This is a genomic window from Paenibacillus sp. CAU 1782 (assembly GCF_054551715.1).
This window is the reverse complement of the sequence record NZ_JBTOLL010000021.1, coordinates 53,636-70,705: the sequence shown is the minus strand read 5'-3', so window position 1 is coordinate 70,705 and position 17,070 is coordinate 53,636. Positions and strand designations below refer to the sequence as shown.

General features: G+C 48.2%; 12 protein-coding genes. 5 read left to right on the top strand and 7 right to left on the bottom strand.

Annotated elements, in window-relative coordinates; all coding sequences use genetic code 11:
• Positions 1-6: 6 nt before the first annotated feature.
• Together ACX93W_RS24595 and ACX93W_RS24590 are read right to left on the bottom strand one after the other, a co-directional pair.
• A complete protein-coding gene (locus ACX93W_RS24595) occupies positions 7-7,665 on the bottom strand; it encodes a DUF7601 domain-containing protein (RefSeq protein ID WP_459395017.1) in 7,659 nt (2,552 codons plus the stop codon).
• A gap of 366 nt (positions 7,666-8,031) precedes the next feature.
• On the bottom strand, positions 8,032-8,331 hold the full coding sequence (locus tag ACX93W_RS24590) for a hypothetical protein (protein ID WP_459395016.1): 300 nt from the start codon (positions 8,329-8,331) through the stop codon (positions 8,032-8,034).
• Positions 8,332-8,503: 172 nt separating this feature from the next.
• Between ACX93W_RS24590 and ACX93W_RS24585 the strand changes: the two genes are divergently transcribed.
• Positions 8,504-8,971 carry an NUDIX hydrolase gene (locus tag ACX93W_RS24585; RefSeq protein WP_459395015.1) on the top strand — a complete coding sequence of 156 codons (468 nt, stop codon included), beginning with the start codon at positions 8,504-8,506 and terminating at the stop codon, positions 8,969-8,971.
• A 73-nt stretch (positions 8,972-9,044) separates the two neighbouring features.
• On the opposite strand, the gene ACX93W_RS24580 is transcribed toward ACX93W_RS24585, so the two are convergent.
• Positions 9,045-9,359 (bottom strand): hypothetical protein, encoded by a 315-nt coding sequence (locus tag ACX93W_RS24580; protein WP_459395014.1) that lies wholly within the window; start codon positions 9,357-9,359, stop codon positions 9,045-9,047.
• The gene (locus ACX93W_RS24575) at positions 9,352-9,720 is read right to left on the bottom strand and encodes a DUF6864 domain-containing function (protein ID WP_459395013.1); all 369 of its coding nucleotides are present in this window, start codon (positions 9,718-9,720) and stop codon (positions 9,352-9,354) included. Before ACX93W_RS24575 ends, ACX93W_RS24580 begins: the two co-directional genes overlap by 8 nt.
• Before the next feature lie 98 nt (positions 9,721-9,818).
• Here ACX93W_RS24575 and ACX93W_RS24570 point away from each other — a divergent pair, with 98 nt between their 5' ends.
• Positions 9,819-9,998, top strand: coding sequence for a hypothetical protein (locus tag ACX93W_RS24570; protein WP_459395012.1), 180 nt, complete (start codon positions 9,819-9,821; stop codon positions 9,996-9,998).
• Between the two features lie 525 nt (positions 9,999-10,523).
• Positions 10,524-11,237 (top strand): hypothetical protein, encoded by a 714-nt coding sequence (locus ACX93W_RS24565; protein ID WP_459395011.1) that lies wholly within the window; start codon positions 10,524-10,526, stop codon positions 11,235-11,237.
• A gap of 138 nt (positions 11,238-11,375) precedes the next feature.
• Here the strand turns inward: ACX93W_RS24565 and ACX93W_RS24560 are convergent, their stop codons facing one another.
• The 3 genes from ACX93W_RS24560 to ACX93W_RS24550 form a co-directional block, all read right to left on the bottom strand.
• The gene (locus ACX93W_RS24560) at positions 11,376-12,131 is read right to left on the bottom strand and encodes a metallophosphoesterase family protein (protein WP_459395010.1); all 756 of its coding nucleotides are present in this window, start codon (positions 12,129-12,131) and stop codon (positions 11,376-11,378) included.
• Between the two features lie 199 nt (positions 12,132-12,330).
• Positions 12,331-13,869, bottom strand: a complete 1,539-nt coding sequence (guaA, locus tag ACX93W_RS24555) for a glutamine-hydrolyzing GMP synthase (RefSeq protein ID WP_459395009.1) — start codon at positions 13,867-13,869, stop codon at positions 12,331-12,333.
• A gap of 104 nt (positions 13,870-13,973) precedes the next feature.
• The gene (locus ACX93W_RS24550; protein ID WP_459395008.1) at positions 13,974-16,058 is read right to left on the bottom strand and encodes a methyl-accepting chemotaxis protein; all 2,085 of its coding nucleotides are present in this window, start codon (positions 16,056-16,058) and stop codon (positions 13,974-13,976) included.
• A 152-nt stretch (positions 16,059-16,210) separates the two neighbouring features.
• On the opposite strand from ACX93W_RS24550, the gene ACX93W_RS24545 reads away from it, so the two are divergent.
• Complete coding sequence (locus ACX93W_RS24545) at positions 16,211-16,342, top strand: hypothetical protein (RefSeq protein WP_459395007.1); 132 nt, start codon at positions 16,211-16,213, stop codon at positions 16,340-16,342.
• 64 nt (positions 16,343-16,406) lie between these two features.
• A complete protein-coding gene (locus tag ACX93W_RS24540) occupies positions 16,407-17,039 on the top strand; it encodes an NAD(P)-dependent alcohol dehydrogenase (protein ID WP_459395006.1) in 633 nt (210 codons plus the stop codon).
• Positions 17,040-17,070 lie beyond the last annotated feature (31 nt).

Below are 17,070 nucleotides of genomic sequence, written 5' to 3'. Positions count from 1 at the left end.
TTCACATTATTGAATAAGCTTTTTCTTCTTGTGGCCGAAGAGACAAAATCCTATTGTCATCAAGGACATCAACGCCAAAATCATATAGAGGATAGGCGAAGCATCGTTATCCCCAGTTTTAGGAACATCGTCAAGCTCGCTGCTGGCATTGCCGGTTTCGCTATTACCGCTGTCGGTTCCACCGTTACCGTTGCCGATTTCGCTATTACCGCTGTCGGTTCCACCGTTACCGTTGCCGGTTTCGTTATTACCGCTGTCGGTTTCACCGGTACCGTTGCCGGTTTCGCTATTACCGCTGTCAGTTCCGCCGTTGCCGTTGTCGGTGTCGTTATTACCGCTGCCGGTTCCGCCGTTGCCGTTGTCGGTTTCGTTATTACCGCTGCCGGTTCCGTCGTTACCGTTATCGGTGTTGTTATTGCCGCTGTCAGTTCCGTCGTTACCGTTATCGGTTCCGCCGTTACCATTGTCGGTTCCGTTATGACCGCCGCCATTGCCGGCGTTGCCGCCTGAGCCGCCGCCGGAACGGATCGGCTTCATTGGCACGTCGTATCTTACGATGTCGAAGTCGACCGAAATCGTATGGCTCCTGTGCGTCTCATAGCCTTCCTTCGTTACAATCAGATAGTAGTCTACCTCAGGAAATACCATGTACGCATAGAATCCGTCCGCATCGCTATCCTGCTCCGGGCTCTTGTTGTCATGCGGCGGGAAATTCGGAACCGCTGGCAGCGTTACTTTCGCATCTGGCGTGCGACCGTTATCTCTGTTTCGCTGCGTATCCGCATAATACAGAGTAACCTTCGCTCCAGCGATTTTGGTGCCGGTAACAGCATCTCCTGTTGTTTCATCATAAACCGTACCGTATGGGTCGACCAATTCCTCCGAAATATTCAGCTCTCCGTTAGCTTTTACGTCCAATTGCGCTACTTTTAGGAGCAGCTCCTTGCCCGTATCGGCTTGATAACGAACTTCCATGGTGTATTTCTGCTCGCTTAACCCCTCCACGGAAAACGTACCGTTCGCAGCCATCGGAAAAGCTTTAGGTTGGCCATTTTCCTCCAGGTAATTGCCGTCCTTGTCCTTCAAATAAATACGCATGTGGCTGGTAAACGAATTGTCGAATAGCTCCGTTACTCCATTTGGCTGTTTGAACATAACGATCCCTACCGCTGTAATTTCCGCCGGAACGGTCTCATCTGTCACACTGCCCGCCACATTTGCTTTTTGCGTAAACTCAACAGGAACCTCGGTTCCACCTATCTGATACCGCTTCGTATACGTGATCGTATAGTCGGTGCCTGCTAAGGCCGGAAGGGAATACTCGCCTTTCTCGTTCGTTACCGCCTGAGTCGACTTGCCTGTCTTCAGATCGGTCACCTTGATAGGCGCATGCGGAATGACTTCTCCCGTATTGTTGTCTCGCAGCACGCCTTCCAGATATGGACGGGTGTTGACATAGTGTTCCTCTGCCACTATTTTCTCCGGAACATTCCCTGTACGTACAAAACTGGCAGGATCCGTCACATAGCCATCCGTCGTATAATCCTCCTGCGTTACCTTATACTGAAGATACGTCGGCAGCCCTTGCACGACGAACGTCTGGCCATCTGCAAGCTCGAAGCTCTCTCCGCTCTTGATCATGCCCGTGCTGCCATCCGACTTCTCATAAACGTAGGATTCATCCGATCCCTCGCCTGTAAAAACAACCGTGTACGTAAACAGCTTTTGCTTGTCGTCATCTTTTCCTTTTACCGTGTTGCTGACGAGCAGTCCGCCCTTGATGACCCGTGTATTCGTAAACGGGATAACCTCATCCTCGCCTATTATCACTCCGGTGCCCTTAAGTTCCTGCGGAAACGTCACGTATCCATCGGCTGTGTAGTCAGTTTGAACGACTGTATAGCTCAGATGCTCCGGTAGACTCAAAATAGCCAAAGTCTCTCCGTCCTTGAGCCGGAAGCTATCGCCGGACTTGATCATACCCGTGCTGCCATCCGACTTCTCGTATTCATAGGTTTCGTCCTTGCCCGCATTCTCGAAGTTGACGGTATACTCAAACTCTCTCGACTTATCGCCGCCGTTGCCCATAACCTTATTGCTGATAGTTACTTTACCTTGTATCAGCTTAGGTACAGGCTTCATTGGCACGTCGTATCTTACGATATCGAAGTCGACCGAAATCGTATGGCTCCTGTGCGTCTCATAGCCTTCCTTCGTTACAATCAGATAGTAATCTGCCTCTGGAAATACCATGTACGCATAGAATCCGTCCGCATCGCTATCCTGCTCCGGGCTCTTGTTGTCATGCGGCGGGAAATTCGGAACCGCTGGCAGCGTTACTTTCGCATCTGGCGTGCGACCGTTATCTCTGTTTCGCTGCGTATCCGCATAATACAGAGTAACCTTCGCTCCAGCGATTTTGGTGCCGGTAACAGCATCTCCTGTTGTTTCATCATAAACCGTACCGTATGGGTCGACCAATTCCTCCGAAATATTCAGCTCTCCGTTAGCTTCTACGTCCAATTGCGCTACTTTTAGGAGCAGCTCCTTGCCCGTATCGGCTTGATAACGAACTTCCATGGTGTATTTCTGCTCGCTCAGCCCCTCCACGGAAAACGTACCGTTCGCTGCCATCGGAAAAGCTTTAGGTTGGCCATTTTCCTCCAGGTAATTGCCGTCCTTGTCCTTCAAATAAATACGCATGTGGCTGGTAAACGAATTGTCGAATAGCTCCGTTACTCCATTTGGCTGTTTGAACATAACGATCCCTACCGCCGTAATTTCCGCCGGAACGGTCTCGTCCGTCACACTGCCCGCCACATTTGCTTTTTGCGTAAACTCAACAGGAACCTCGGTTCCACCTATCTGATACCGTTTCGTATACGTGATCGTATAGTCGGTGCCTGCTAAGGCCGGAAGGGAATACTCGCCTTTCTCGTTCGTCACCGCCTGAGTCGACTTGCCTGTCTTCAGATCGGTCACCGTGATAGGCGCATTCGGAATGACTTCTCCCGTATTGTTGTCTCGCAGCACGCCTTCCAGATATGGACGGATGTTGACATAGTGTTCCTCTGCCACTATTTTCTCCGGAACATTCCCTGTACGTACAAAACTGGCAGGATCCGTCACATAGCCATCCGACGTATAATCCTCCTGCGTTACCTTATACTGAAGATAAGTCGGCAGTCCTTGCACGACGAACGTCTGGCCATCTGCAAGCTCGAAGCTCTCTCCGCTCTTGATCATGCCCGTGCTGCCATCCGACTTCTCATAGACGTAAGATCCGTCCGATCCCTCGCCTGTAAAAACAACCGTGTACGTAAACAGCTTTTGCTTGTCGTCAGCTTTACCCTTAACCGTGTTGCTGACGAGCAGTCCGCCCTTTATTACCCGTATGTTCGTGAACGGAACACTTTCATCTTGGCCTTGCATAACTCCGGTGCCGTAACGTTCCTGCGGAGACGTCACGTATCCGTCGATTGTGTAATCCGTTTGGGTAACTGTATACTGCAACTGCTTAGGCAGATCCAGAATATCCAACGTGTCTCCGTCCTTAAGCCGGAAGCTATCGCCGGATTTGATCGTACCTATGCTTCCATCCGACTTTTCGTATGCGTAGCTTTTTTCCTTGCCCGCATCCTCGAAGCTGACGGTATACTCAAAATCCTTCGTCTTGTCGCCGCCATTGCCCATTACTAGATTGCTAATGGTCAGCTTGCTGACGATTCGTTCATTGACAAAGTCCGCCTTGTGATCGCCTTTATTCTCGATCGTGCCGGACAATTCTCTCGTCTCCGGCGTGGTCGTATAGCCGTCAACAGCCGTATAATCGGCTTCGGTTACCGTATAGACCAGATCCCTGGGCAATGCCGGAATGGTTACGGACTCCTCATGCTTCAAGATGATCTTGTCACCGCTCTTGATGATGCCGAATGTATTGTCCGGCTTCTTATAGACGTATTCTCCGTCTTTGCCTTCGCCAGTAAAGGTCACTGTGAATTCAAAATTCTTAAGAATATCGCCGCCGTTGCCTTCAACCTTATTGCTAATCGTCAGCTTTCCTTGCGCCGGCGTAGGCACAACCAGAGGTTCATCGGAGGTTACTTTTACGCCATCAACCCAGATAGGCTTCCCGGGCGTATTCCCGACGTATACCTGATAAATCCTTGTGGTCGGCAGCCATGTTGTTGTGTCAATATACGTTTCCTTCAGCTCGTAATACCCCGGGTCCGGGAAAAGCAGATTAAGTCTTCCGCCATTGCCCGTTGTTCCTTTGGCGATTTCAGTCCCGTTGTCCTTTTTGAAGAGCGTAAACACTACGCCATTCAACGGATTGCCATCGGGATCTACCTTTTTCATGGGCAGAAGGGCATTGGAGGTTGAGCTGCCGGCGACGTCCGAACTGTCCAGCGTGCTTTCGCTTCTGGCGCTGACGGATTTCAGATTGTCATCGCCCTCCAGCTTGACTTCATTGCCCATTTTGTCACCGGGCTTTGCTATCGTTGGATCGACCTCGGTCTGATACACAAACTGATAAAACTTGTTTGGATCGGTCATTTTAAAGGTTAGCACCGTAGTGCCATTCGCACCCGCTGCTGCTTCTACCTGAACCTCGGCATTCGGGTCGCTCAGATCCAATGCCGCACCAGCTCGCTGCAGAGCGCCGCTTGGCGTTAGCTCGGCAGGATATACGGCCATGCTAGGCGTCGTAAGCACAAGCTTTCCGTTTACTTCATAGCGGGGATTCATGCCGGCGCCCAGGGTGTCTTGCAAATAAACGCCTTGCTCCATATTGAATGGCGGCGTATAATTTACCGTCCATTCCAGAACGCCTGGCACCGGCTTGGTCACCGACTTGCCCAAAGTCTGTATAGGCACGATGATTCTGCGTTGTTCGGTGAGAACCATTTCCTCTCCGCCCCATGTCATATGAAGGTCGGCTTTGTTATGCAGCACCTGCTTGTCCGTCCCGTTAGTCGTATATTCCTCCAAATATTTCTCTAATGCCGCATTGGATGGTCTTGCCTTTACCAAAATCACATAAGGACTTTCCAATTTGGAGAAAGTGAAGGTTCCTACGTTTCCGCTATGGGAGAAGCTTACTACATGGGCATTCGAGCCTGGTTCTATGATTGTTCTGACGTCGTTTCTAACACCGTATTCGGTACCCGAGCTATTATCCGAGTAGCTTTTCCAAAGCTCAAAATCTTTGTCCTCGGAAAACGGAACGAACTCCCAGCCTTCCGGCAGCGTATCCACTAGCTTGATATCGCTAATGACTCGGCTTCCGCCCTGCTTGGCCATTTCGTCCGTGTTGTATCCCGGCATATTCACTCCCAGGCGGAATGTAACCGTTTTGCTTATCCGGTCATAGCCAGAGATCGTCCATGCTTCGTTGCTATCGTTTCTAATATAGCTGCCAGGATGATTGGGAGTCACATTTTCGAATGTGCCATCCTCTTTCAATGGCCTAGACGCAAAAAGCATATCCTTATTCAGCATACGCAAATGAAGATTAGCATTGTTCTGCGCCGTTTTTACACTTGCGCCCTCAATCAGCACAGCCCGATTCCAGTGTGCTTTTCCAGCATCAAAATTCTGCCTGAAAAGAATGGCTGGCCTGGTCTCAAGTGAACGGAAGCTGAAGGAAGCAGCCGTGTCGGTGTACCCGGTCGCTTTGATCAAATCCGCCACTATTTCTCCGTTCACCGTCAAAGGAATGGCCTTCAAGGTTAAACTGCTTGCGCTCTTGAGGGTGCCTTCGTGATATTGCTTCCAAAGCTGGGCTGTATTAATGCCCCCCTTGATTTTCGCAATCGTTTCAGCGCTAACCTCGCCGGTTTCATCCACGGCGTTATTCAGGACATTCAAATCCCCGCCATGCACAAGTACATCGTATACTGCTGCATTCGGCAAGTCATATTGCGGCGCTAAATTAACAGTCCACGTGATGCCGCCCAGGTTATAATCCTCCATCGTAATCGAGCCTGCTTTTGTAAACGTATGCGCTCCTATCGTGATGATTGCTTCGTCGGTTACAGCAATAGGTCTTACGCCTGTTGTTGCATCATTATTCTGAATGCCGTCCGGCGTATCCAGATTCCAGTTGGCACGCGGGTCGATTCTGAAATTGGAGCCGCCTGCCACCTTGCTCTTAATCTCTAATTCGACTCTCCCATTAATATCGCCAAAGGAATAAACGCCGTTTGAATCCGGAGTGATTTCCGTTCCTTCAGATGCAACGCCATTTTCCCATGTCCGCCACTCGGCAGATAGAAAGTCCAGCCCTGCAGGCAATACATTGATAATCGTAAAATTCTTTAAGCCCTTTTTGTTGTATTGGTTTACAACAATTTTCCAAGTGATGGTTTCATTGGGATGGTCATAAGAACCGGAGGCTTGAATCCAGTCGGGCGCAATCCACGATTCCCTTACCGCATCGGCCTTTACAACAGCGCCCGAATCCCTCAGTTCGACTTTCGGATCAAAACGTTGTCCGCCATTCCGACCGGGATCGATTGCCACATTACGGTATTCTTTATAGAACATATCCTTATGGAACCATGCCTGATACTGAACCTTTGGATCAACCCCCGTTCCCGCCGGGAAGATGTAGCTTAAACTGCCATCAGCATCAATGGTTGGGTCTACCTTAGTGCCGTTTACCTCGAAGGAGCCCGGTACATAGACCATACGGTAATCGGAAGGTTTCGTATAAAACGTCATCCCATCAAGAGGCAGCTTGAGGGTTGGATCAAGCACATCAAATGAGGATGGCGCGGACTGGATGGTCAAATAACCGTCTTGATAGCCCGGGACGGTCACATACCACCAGGTCCAGCTTCCATTCTTTGGCCAGTTGTTTCCGGTCAGATTGATGCTGTACCCTGGCGTAACATCCGGGTTTTTCAGCTGATACGCTCCCCCGAAAATCGAGATGGACTTTGTTTCGCCATACTCCATTCCCGTTACATCGGCATTGGCAGTCGTTTCAAAACTAAAGACAATACCTCGTCCAACGCCATTGAAAAAGTTATCATCGCCATTAAATACAATCCGGATACTATTCGGAGTGAAATAGGCAGTACCAAGCTGTCTTGTGCCTGAATCCGTCTGTGCATTCAGGGTTCTTGTAGCAGTTGGCAGGACCACTTCCTTGAAGTAGTCGTCTCTTTTTAACTCAATCCAGTCACCCTTCTGTATGTAGCTTTCAGGGTCTGCATTCGTTGGGTTTAAATCATCGCCATTCACAGGCACCTTTAGATTTGCCGATTTGAGAGTAAACGGCTGTCTCCCCTGAATCGTACCGCCTGAATTAACAATGACGCTACCCTGTGTCACTTCCAACGGGAAAGCTGAATTAGCCCCCATGAACACCGCGGTTTTGTCACTCGGACCTGCCGCCATTAATGCGAAATTGTTCAGTGTGTCGGGTTCGCTCGCCACTTCCGTTTCGGAATCGCTTTGCACTTTTTCCGCATCGGACTCAGAAAGCACCTCTTCCGCGTTCGGCAAGTCCGATTCAATAACCGATTCCGTTTCGGAGCCGTGTAGGACGCTCTCCGCATATGCGGCAGCAGGGAGCATCACCGTTTGCAAAATAAGCACAACTGCCAAAAATAACGGCAGCAACACTTTGCTTACATTGCTGTTTCGTTTCGACACCAAAGTCTCCTCCATTCCACTACATCTGCGCTCTAGTTTTTTGACAGTAGGATGATCCTCGATATAATGCCTCGCGCGAATAAACCCATGCTGTTTGCCCAGCGGCCATATGAACTGTCGAAATCTCAATCATTTCAGATGCAAATAGTGCGCGCCAGGCACGCAGACGGTGGTCTGTCCTTCGTATTTCCTCCCTCCATTTCTTACAGTATCTTCGCCTTAATACATCCAAACTGGAATAATACCCCAATTGTCAATGCGCAACACAATTATACAAGGCCAATCTGTACAAAAAATAGACATGGCTCGACATGGAGCCTTGAGCATAAAAAAACTCACCTATTTGGTAAGTTCAATGATTTCTTATCAAGCAACTTCATTCCGATTATTTTTCCCGGGCGTTCGCGTCCACCACCACCATATTGAATTTAAATAAGATGCTCTTCTTTTGATATTGTTAATATCTTTTCTTTGAAACCAATACCTTTGATTTTTGCTTGGATAGTCCAAGATCAACGTACAATCTTTCCAAGTAATGTTCTCCGACTTATTATGATAATCACGTAATTCGATTATATCCTTTGCTAGAATCAGTATTCGATCATCCTTTATGTCTAAAATAATCCATTCAAAACTTCCGAATGTAATTACATCTCCAATCTCCATAATGACCTCCAAAGGGCTAATTGTCAGAAGAAAATAAAGTTTTAGACTGACTATACTTCATTAAGATAACGGGCAGTATAGCTTGGCGAGCACAGATGTATACATTTGCAAATAAAGGAACTTATGTTCTAATATTGATGGTGGTGTTTCTTTGAAACTGGAGGTTCTTAATATGACTCAAAACGGAATTGTACTGGTTGTAAGTGTTTCGATAATATGTGAAGACAAGGTACTTATAGTCAAAGAAAACAAAGCATCTGTTAAAAATAAGTGGAACTTCCCATCTGGAAGAATCGAGTATGGCGAAGATATTCTAGATGCAGCTCGTAGAGAAGCAAAAGAAGAAACCGGATATGATGTTAGACTTACAGGCACAACAGGCATTTATAATTTTATTAGCAGTTCAAATCATCAGGTTATTTTATTTCATTTTCTTGGTGAAATACTTGGGGGAACCCTTCAATTAGATGCAAGTGAAATAATTGATTCTAAGTGGATAGCACCTCCAGATTTGTTAGTTCCAAATTTAATTGAGCTACGCGATACAGAAGTGATTAAACAGATAGCAGAAAATCTTATGTCCGAAGAAAAAGAGCTATCATTAGCGTTATTCAAAAGATATTTGGGAAGCAAGCTTTAAGCTAACGGAGAACGTTAGTTTAGCAAGAAGAGCGGCAGTTCATACTTGATCAAGTATGAACTGCCATCCTGAACTAACCGCCGTTCTCCTTCGATCGCGATCCGATCAAGTAGCCGATAATGGTTGATTCGACTGGAAGCACGACTAACGTCCACATCTCCTTTAAGCCGAAGCTAGGGGAACGGTATGGCTCCGGCGTCAATGTATAGATAAGCGCAATGAGAAGGACGGATAATGCGATCGTGCCTACGATATACAGGCGAACATTGTCGCCCGATCCGAAAAATTTACCGAGAAAACCGAGTTCTGCTCTTCGTTTCTCGCTTTCGGCATTTGCCGCTATAATTTTGCTTGCGACCTTCGGGTCCTGGATTTCGAGTTTATTCATGAGTCGGAACCCCCTCTCCCGCATAAAAGGTGAAGATCAGCGCCCAGGAAGAGGCGTCGGAATTAACGGTAATCTCGTAACGCAGCGAAAGTTTCCGGTTGTTCATAACCCCAAGATGAATCATGTCTGAGCTGCCAATCGGCTTGCCTCTCGGGAAGTTGATGCATGTAATACGTACTTCATTATGTTTAACGAGCCTGATATCCGTCGTGAAATCATTTCGCTCCTGATCGTATTCGATACAAAAAACAAACGCAAGAGGATCGTTTTCCTCTGACAACACGATTTCGATCGGGTTCATCTCATAGGCGAACACTCTGCCGTGATAGACGACTTCGAAGCTTCCTGACGTAATTTTCATTGCAACCCCTCCAAAACGATTTGACCTGCCCGCGTTTTTCCTTCTTCTATTGTACGAGAGCGATGGCTTGGACATGACATCCCCGACGCGAGAAGTTAGTGAAGTGCGCCGGCTCCGAGCCGCTCATTACGCAGTTGGAGAAGGAAGCCGAGGAGTTCCAAGCGATCGTGCACAATCAGATCCAAACGCTGGAGAGTTTTTTGAGGCTCAACCTCATTATTAGCTGGAGAGGCATACGAGTGAACAAAGCCATTACGCTATCGGGGAACGTTAGTTGAATGAGACAGTTCAGCAAAACGACATAATAATCCCGATTTGGGGCTGTCCAAAAAGTCAAACGCTCTAACGGACACGGAAGTCCGTTAGACGCGTAAAACGCAGATTTTGAAATGCTAACGGACATCCTTGTCCGTTAGAGCCCCAAAATGGGTAATTATTGGATAATTTTCGCTGTAACGGACATCAATGTCCGTTACAAACGCAAAAAGCTAAAAAATAAGCGCTAACGGACACGGATGTCCATTAGCGTTTTTAATTGAATCAGATACGCGGATCGGCTTTTCGGACAGCCCCTTTTCATTTGAACGTATTTTCTTGTCGTTTATTTTTTGACATGAAAGTCCCTTAATACTGGGCTCGCAACAAGAAAAACACCTTATTACATGGTTTGTGAGCACGTTGGGCTGAGAAAATATAATTTTAGCCAGACAAAACTTCATTTAGCTAACGTGCAGGATAGTTAAACAAAAGCAGCCGCAACTTCGATATCAGAAAACCCGTCTATAATGTCTGAGGTGATTGCTATGAGGCGGATTAAATACTGGAAACAGACTTCGTTTGTGTTGCTTTTAATGTTTGTTATGGCCAGTTGCGGTACGATTCACAAACCATGCATGGCAGAAATTGATTGGGTCGATTTCCTTATGATCAATAACATCAAATATTATCAAAATTACGATGGAACCAAAGCGGTAACAACGGAGCAACTCGGAAACAAGGTGGGCGAAGTCTCCTATATGCTTAATGACCATGCTTGTACAGATCATGTAGTCAAGAACGGGGATGCGGCATTCCTTCCGATTGGTACCTCTATTTATGCAATGAAGGGTTACAAATCGGAGTTTCGCGTCGTAGCGGATGACAAGATTTACGAAGTGAAGGAAAATCCGAATGCCACAACTATGGGGGATCTCTTAGACATTCAAGGTAAGGTGGAGAAAGTCAGCTTAGAAAGCGGCCAAGATGGTAGCCCAATCGGCGACTTCAGCCAAGAAGCGTCATCGGAATTCATTTCTGAGCTCCTGCCTTTGCCATATGTTGGTTTCGCTGCTGTCTATGAGAAAATAAAACATGAGGCTGGTATTTTCCTGCGAGTGCACCTTCAAGATGGCACATCATTTCGTATGGTCTACTATCCGAAAGCGAATGGTTTTACGTCAGGGGCCTTTGGAACTGAAAAGTTGAAATTGTTAATTACTTCTCAGAGAGAACAAATTAAATCAGCAGTGGGATTATAATGTGGATTGATCATTCAAGATTCAACTAACGGGAAACGTTAGTTGAATGACAAGAGCGGCAGTCTAAGACTTTATTTTCACTGAACACTAATGATTCAAACACTCTTCCATTGATAGCTTTATGAAATCCATGCTTAATTAAACGTCAATGTGTTGATTTCCATGAAAAATCTTCAAGATAAAATCTGAATCAGGAACTCCAAGTCGATGGTAAGAAGCTAAAAATTCTTTATTATCGTATGGAACTTCTTTGAAACTAACATCGATTCTACCGCCAATATTAAGTACGGCATAACGAGCAGCTGGTAAGTCATAACACCCTAACGAACCTGGATTGAGGTAAATTCTTTTGTTTGATATGAAGAAATGTTTAGTATGATGATGACCAAAACAAACGATATCCGCATCGCATCCATCATATTGCAGGTCAAGTTTATCAGGTGTTGGATCTTTCTCAATTGATGCAAAAGGGTCATCGCTTATCGGAGCGAACTTTTTTTGTTCTGTCATATGATAATGATGGAGTAAGAGCTGCTTTACATCATGTGCGGGTGTCATAATTCGTGGTAATTCCATTAGCTTTGGAACAAACTTCCTATCTATTCGTGATGCTATCCATTCATGATGCTCCTTACAATGGGAATGACTTACAGGATATTCTTTGCCTTGTATGAGTGCCATTACCGCTTCATCATGGTTTCCTGTAACCATTGAAACATCGTTACGTGCAAATAAAAGCTCAAGAACTTCATTAGATTCATGACCAATCGCTATCATATCTCCCAAGCAATATATATGTTGAATCTCACTATCGTTGTCTATTTCCTCCAATACTGCACGTAACGCTGAACGATTCCCATGAACATCAGTTATTATAGCTACTTTTGTACCCATATCCAAAGCCCCTTTCTCATAAAATTGCTCCTGTATATCTCATAAAAAAACTCCCTTCTATTCGCTAAACAACGCAAATAAAAGAGAGTAATTTTAGCACTCTATTGTCGCAGGCGTGAGTGGAATTTCAGTGGCAAGACGTTTGTAACCCCGCATCTATCAAGGATACAGACGTTATGATGACATTAATCTACCCCAATTATTCCCACTCGATGGTAGCTGGCGGCTTCGACGTCACGTCGTACACGATACGGTTAACGTTATCCACTTCGTTGACGATACGAACGGAGATTTTCTCCAATACGTCCCAAGGAATACGTGCCCAGTCCGCAGTCATGCCGTCGATGGACGTTACGGCGCGGATGCCGACGGTGTAGGAGTAGGTACGGGCATCGCCCATAACGCCTACGCTCTTCATGTTCGGCAGAGCGGTGAAGTATTGCCAAATTTCGCGGTCAAGACCGGCATTGGCGATTTCCTCGCGAAGAATAGCATCGGATTCGCGCACGATGTGCAGCTTGTCCTCCGTTACCTCGCCAAGCACGCGAATGGCCAGACCCGGTCCAGGGAACGGCTGGCGCCATACGATTGCTTCCGGCAAACCGCATTCCTCGCCGACTTTGCGAACCTCGTCCTTAAACAGCGCCTTGAGCGGCTCAACCAGCTTAAACTTGATGTCCTCCGGCAAGCCGCCGACGTTGTGATGAGATTTGATCGTTTGAGCCGTAGCCGTGCCGCTTTCCACGATATCCGTGTAAAGCGTGCCTTGTGCCAGAAACTCGAAGTTTTCCAGCTTGTCCGACTCTTCCTGGAAGCAATAAATAAACTCGTTGCCGATAATTTTCCGTTTTTGCTCGGGATCGTCTACGCCCTTCAGCTTGCCCAGGAAACGATCTCTGGCATCGATTTTGAGCACCTTCATATCGAATTTGCCCACAAACGTGTCCATAACGCTTTCGGCTTCGCCTTTGCGCAGCAAGCCGTGGTCAATAAACATACAAGTCAATTGATCGCCGATCGCTTTATGGAGCAAAATCGCAACCACGGAAGAATCCACGCCGCCGGACAAGGCGCAAAGCACCTTTTTGTCACCAACTTGCGCGCGGATATCCGCAATCGTATCGTCGATAAAAGTTTCCATGGACCAGTTGCCGTCGCAATCGCAAATTTGGTACAGGAAGTTCCGAATCATTTCATTGCCGAATTGGGAGTGACGAACCTCCGGGTGGAACTGAACAGCATAGAAGTTGCGCTCAGGATCGCTCATGCCCGCGATAGGCGCGTGCTCGGTTTTGGCATCGATTTGGAAGCCGGCCGGCGGCTCGATAACCAAATCGCTGTGGCTCATCCATACCGTTTGAACGCGGTCGAGACCATGCGCGATGTGGCTGCCTTCCTGGAATTCCACTTCTGCTTTTCCGTATTCCCGTTTGCCCGCACGCTCAACCTTGCCTTTAAGCTGATGGGACATCATTTGCATGCCGTAGCAAATGCCAAAGATAGGAATACCCAGATCGTAAATGGCCGGGTCGACCAAAGGAGAATTCTCCTCGTACACGCTGGCAGGACCGCCCGAAAACACGATGCCTTTAGGCTGCAGTTCGCGGATGCGCTCTACCGAAGTGTTATATGGCAGCAGCTCGCTGTAAACGCCTAAATCACGAATCCGGCGCGCGATCAGCTGGTTGTATTGCCCTCCAAAATCGAGAACAACGATAATTTCATTTTGCTTCGTCATGACCGAGCCTCCCTCAATTGATGTAGTAATTATATATAAGGCTCTTAAAGGGAGTCAAGGCAAAGAAACAGGGAACCAAACAGGGCCTTATCTCGCACAATGGTTTATTCCACTTTAAAACGCGATGTAAGCTGTTGAAGTCCTTCCGCAAGGCTCGTCAAGTCTGCGGACGAGGATGCAACCTGCTGCATGGAAGCTAGCTGTTCCTCGGAAGCGCCTGCAACGGTTCCGGCATGACCTGTCGTGCTTTTGGCGATGCCGGCAAGCTGATCCACGGCGGCGTTGATTTGCTCCGTCCCCGCCATCAACGCTTGGGAGGAAGCGTATATTTCGTTATTTTGAGCGCTAATGCCCGACAATCCCTGCGTGATCTCTGCAAAAATGGACTCGGCTTCCGCTGCCAGAGATGCGCCTTCGGCCACCTTCCTGCTGCTTGCAGCCATTGCACCGGATGCGTCGGCACTGCCTGCTTGTACTTCTCCTATAAGCACGCCGATGCTTTGAGCGGCTTCTTTGGCGCGTTCGGCCAGCTTTTTCACTTCGTTCGCCACTACGGCAAACCCTTTGCCATGTTGTCCTGCGCGAGCCGCTTCGATGGATGCATTCAAGGATAGTAAGTTGGTCTGGCTGCTGATCTCGGCAATAAAATGAACGATTCCATCAATTTCGCCGGAGCGCTGCTCTAATTGGGCGATTACTTTTAAAGTAGCGGCATTGTCCCGCTCCAGCTCCTTCAGGAATAAGGCCGCTTCCTTCATCTGCGTTCCGCCGTAATTGGCGCGTTCCGTCATTTTGGCCGCTGCCTGCGACGAGTTCAAGGCATGATCTACAATCTCTTCCACCCCGGCGGACATGGCCTCCATGGAGATCGCCGTCTCTTCCGTCGATTGCATCTGCGATTCGGAGCCGGAGGCAACCTCCTGAATGGCATTTACGACGCTTTCCGTCACTTTGCTGCATTCGTCGGAGCTGGCGCTAAGCTGTTGCGAAGCAGAGGCTACTTGAAGAGAGCTTTCCCCGATTTTGGACAATAATTCCCTCAATTTTGAAATCATGATGTTTAGGTTGCCTGCCATCGAGGCAAATTCGTCCCTGCCCGGAATGACCAATTCCATGGTCAAATCGCCGTTCGCCAAGCCTTGGGACAATGCGTTCACTTTTTGCAGATTGCGCGTAATCATGACACTGTACAGCAGAACGGAAAAAATCATTACCGCCAACCCCGCAACGGAGATTACGGAAATCCAAAGAAGCAACGTCTGTAATGGACGAAACAGCTCGCTTTCGGGAACCGTCATCGTTAGCAGCCACCCAAGCTCATCCAGCTTTTGATAAAAAACGCGATAGGTTTCTCCTCCTTCTTTATAGATCGCCATCCCTCTGCTTCTGTCTGTCGCCTCTTGAGCCAAGCCCGCAAGCTCGGGATTGGGCTCGTCCGCCAGCTTCATTTTCATCACTTTGCCGACATCCGGTCCTGCCAGGTAGTTCCCTTGCGCGTCATAAAGAGTCGCCCATCCTTCAGCGCCAACTTCGGTATTTTCTATGTAATGCTGAATCGTAGCCAGGTTCATGTCCCCGGTCACCAAACCCATCAAAACCTGGTTTTCATCAAAAAAAGGAACCGAATAGGTGACCAGCGTCATGTCCATAATGGCATCATAATAAGGAGAAGTGACGCCTGCTTGCGTCTTGTAGTCGCTGTACCAGTTCTGCGAATGGTAATCGTAGGCGTGGTCGTTATATTGTTCGGAGGCAACAAGCTCTCCCCCTTTGCGGTAAACGTAGGCCGAATAATATTTTCTCATCGGATCGTAACGCTGTGATTCAAAAAACACGCCCATGCCCGTAATTTCAGAGTTGCCGGAAATCGTGCGGTGCAGCATAGCTTCGTATTGTTTCTGGGTAAACGATGTGGACTGACCCTCAATCGTGCGGGCCATCACTTCGGGAAGCTTGCCGCTATCATTTAAACGGGCAGCTATTTGGCCCGTGACATCGCTTAGCTGGGAATCCATCCGCTGCTGGATTTGGTCCTGAATGCTGTTTTCAGCGTACAAATAGGAAAAGCCCGTAATGGCAATCAACGTCAGAACCACTGCCGGAAGCAAGGTGGCCAGCGTTTTGGCCCGCACCGTGCGAAATGGAAAAAATGTGAGTTTGCCTGTTTTTTTCAACGATGGTTGCGCCATAAGAAACTCCCCCCATTAGATCTGTGATATGCAATTTGAATGGCCCAACCTCATATTCGTTGGAACACTTGCATCAGAGGAGCCAAACATGTCGCCAGCATACCATCATTTTGTTTTCGTAAATCGTTTATCTTTTATGCGCAGTATTAAAAATGCGTGCAGTCATCGCTGGGCATTCGCTAATGGAGAGTCATCAACGTTCTTTTTCGCTGGAGCTTGCGTTCCGTATCGCGCTCGCCCTTGGCGTTCCGCTTGAGGACGTTTTTTATTTCGAGGAGGAATGAAGATGAAGGCAATCATTTGCATCTAATACGGCTCCCGAATGTTCTGCGGTTGGAGGATGTCGCGATGCCGGAGCCCGGGAATGTCGAAGTTCGCATTCGGTTGGAGGCCTCTACCTCAGGTTCGGCGCATTGCGCCTTCCGTAAGGGAGACTCCTTCATCGTGAAGCTTATCTACGGGTTGAAGAAACCCAAGCAGCCTATTCTGGGCACGGAGCTTGCGGAAGTCATCGACGCCGTCGGCCGCGACGTAAAGCAGTTTCGCGTTGGGGACCGCGTATTCGGTATTAGAGCGGCTACTTCCGGCGCCCACGCCGAATACAAATGCCTGCCGAAATCCAAGCCGCTTGCGGTCATGCCGGACGGCATGTCGTTTGCGGTCATGCCGGACGGCATGTCGTTTGCGGAAGCCGCCGCGATTTGTGACGGCACCGCTACCGCGCTTACCTTTCTGCGCGAAAAAGCCGGGCTGAAGCCCGGCCAAAAGATACTTGTCAATGGCGCCTCGGGAGCTGTTGGACTGTCGGCTGTACAGCTCGCGAAAGCATTCGGAGCCGAAGTAGTAGGCGTATGCAGGGGAGCAAACGCCGGGAAGCTCCGCGCAAATATCGATCGCGAATACGGGCTGGAGCAAGTTCCGGAAGCGCACGCCTACTTGGATACGGAACGCAAGAGAGGGAATGTGGTGATTACGTTTTAATCCTTCCGTTAAACGCATTAAAATACATGAA

Excerpts from the sequence above, each read along its gene's own strand:
- ACX93W_RS24590 (WP_459395016.1), bottom strand. The coding sequence starts at position 8,331 with ATGGAGATTGGAGATGTAATTACATTCGGAAGTTTTGAATGGATTATT.
- ACX93W_RS24585 (WP_459395015.1), top strand. The coding sequence starts at position 8,504 with ATGACTCAAAACGGAATTGTACTGGTTGTAAGTGTTTCGATAATATGT.
- ACX93W_RS24580 (WP_459395014.1), bottom strand. The coding sequence starts at position 9,359 with ATGAATAAACTCGAAATCCAGGACCCGAAGGTCGCAAGCAAAATTATA.
- ACX93W_RS24575 (WP_459395013.1), bottom strand. The coding sequence starts at position 9,720 with ATGAAAATTACGTCAGGAAGCTTCGAAGTCGTCTATCACGGCAGAGTG.
- ACX93W_RS24565 (WP_459395011.1), top strand. The coding sequence starts at position 10,524 with ATGAGGCGGATTAAATACTGGAAACAGACTTCGTTTGTGTTGCTTTTA.
- ACX93W_RS24560 (WP_459395010.1), bottom strand. The coding sequence starts at position 12,131 with ATGGGTACAAAAGTAGCTATAATAACTGATGTTCATGGGAATCGTTCA.
- guaA (WP_459395009.1), bottom strand. The coding sequence starts at position 13,869 with ATGACGAAGCAAAATGAAATTATCGTTGTTCTCGATTTTGGAGGGCAA.
- ACX93W_RS24550 (WP_459395008.1), bottom strand. The coding sequence starts at position 16,058 with ATGGCGCAACCATCGTTGAAAAAAACAGGCAAACTCACATTTTTTCCA.
- ACX93W_RS24545 (WP_459395007.1), top strand. The coding sequence starts at position 16,211 with ATGCGTGCAGTCATCGCTGGGCATTCGCTAATGGAGAGTCATCAACGT.
- ACX93W_RS24540 (WP_459395006.1), top strand. The coding sequence starts at position 16,407 with ATGCCGGAGCCCGGGAATGTCGAAGTTCGCATTCGGTTGGAGGCCTCT.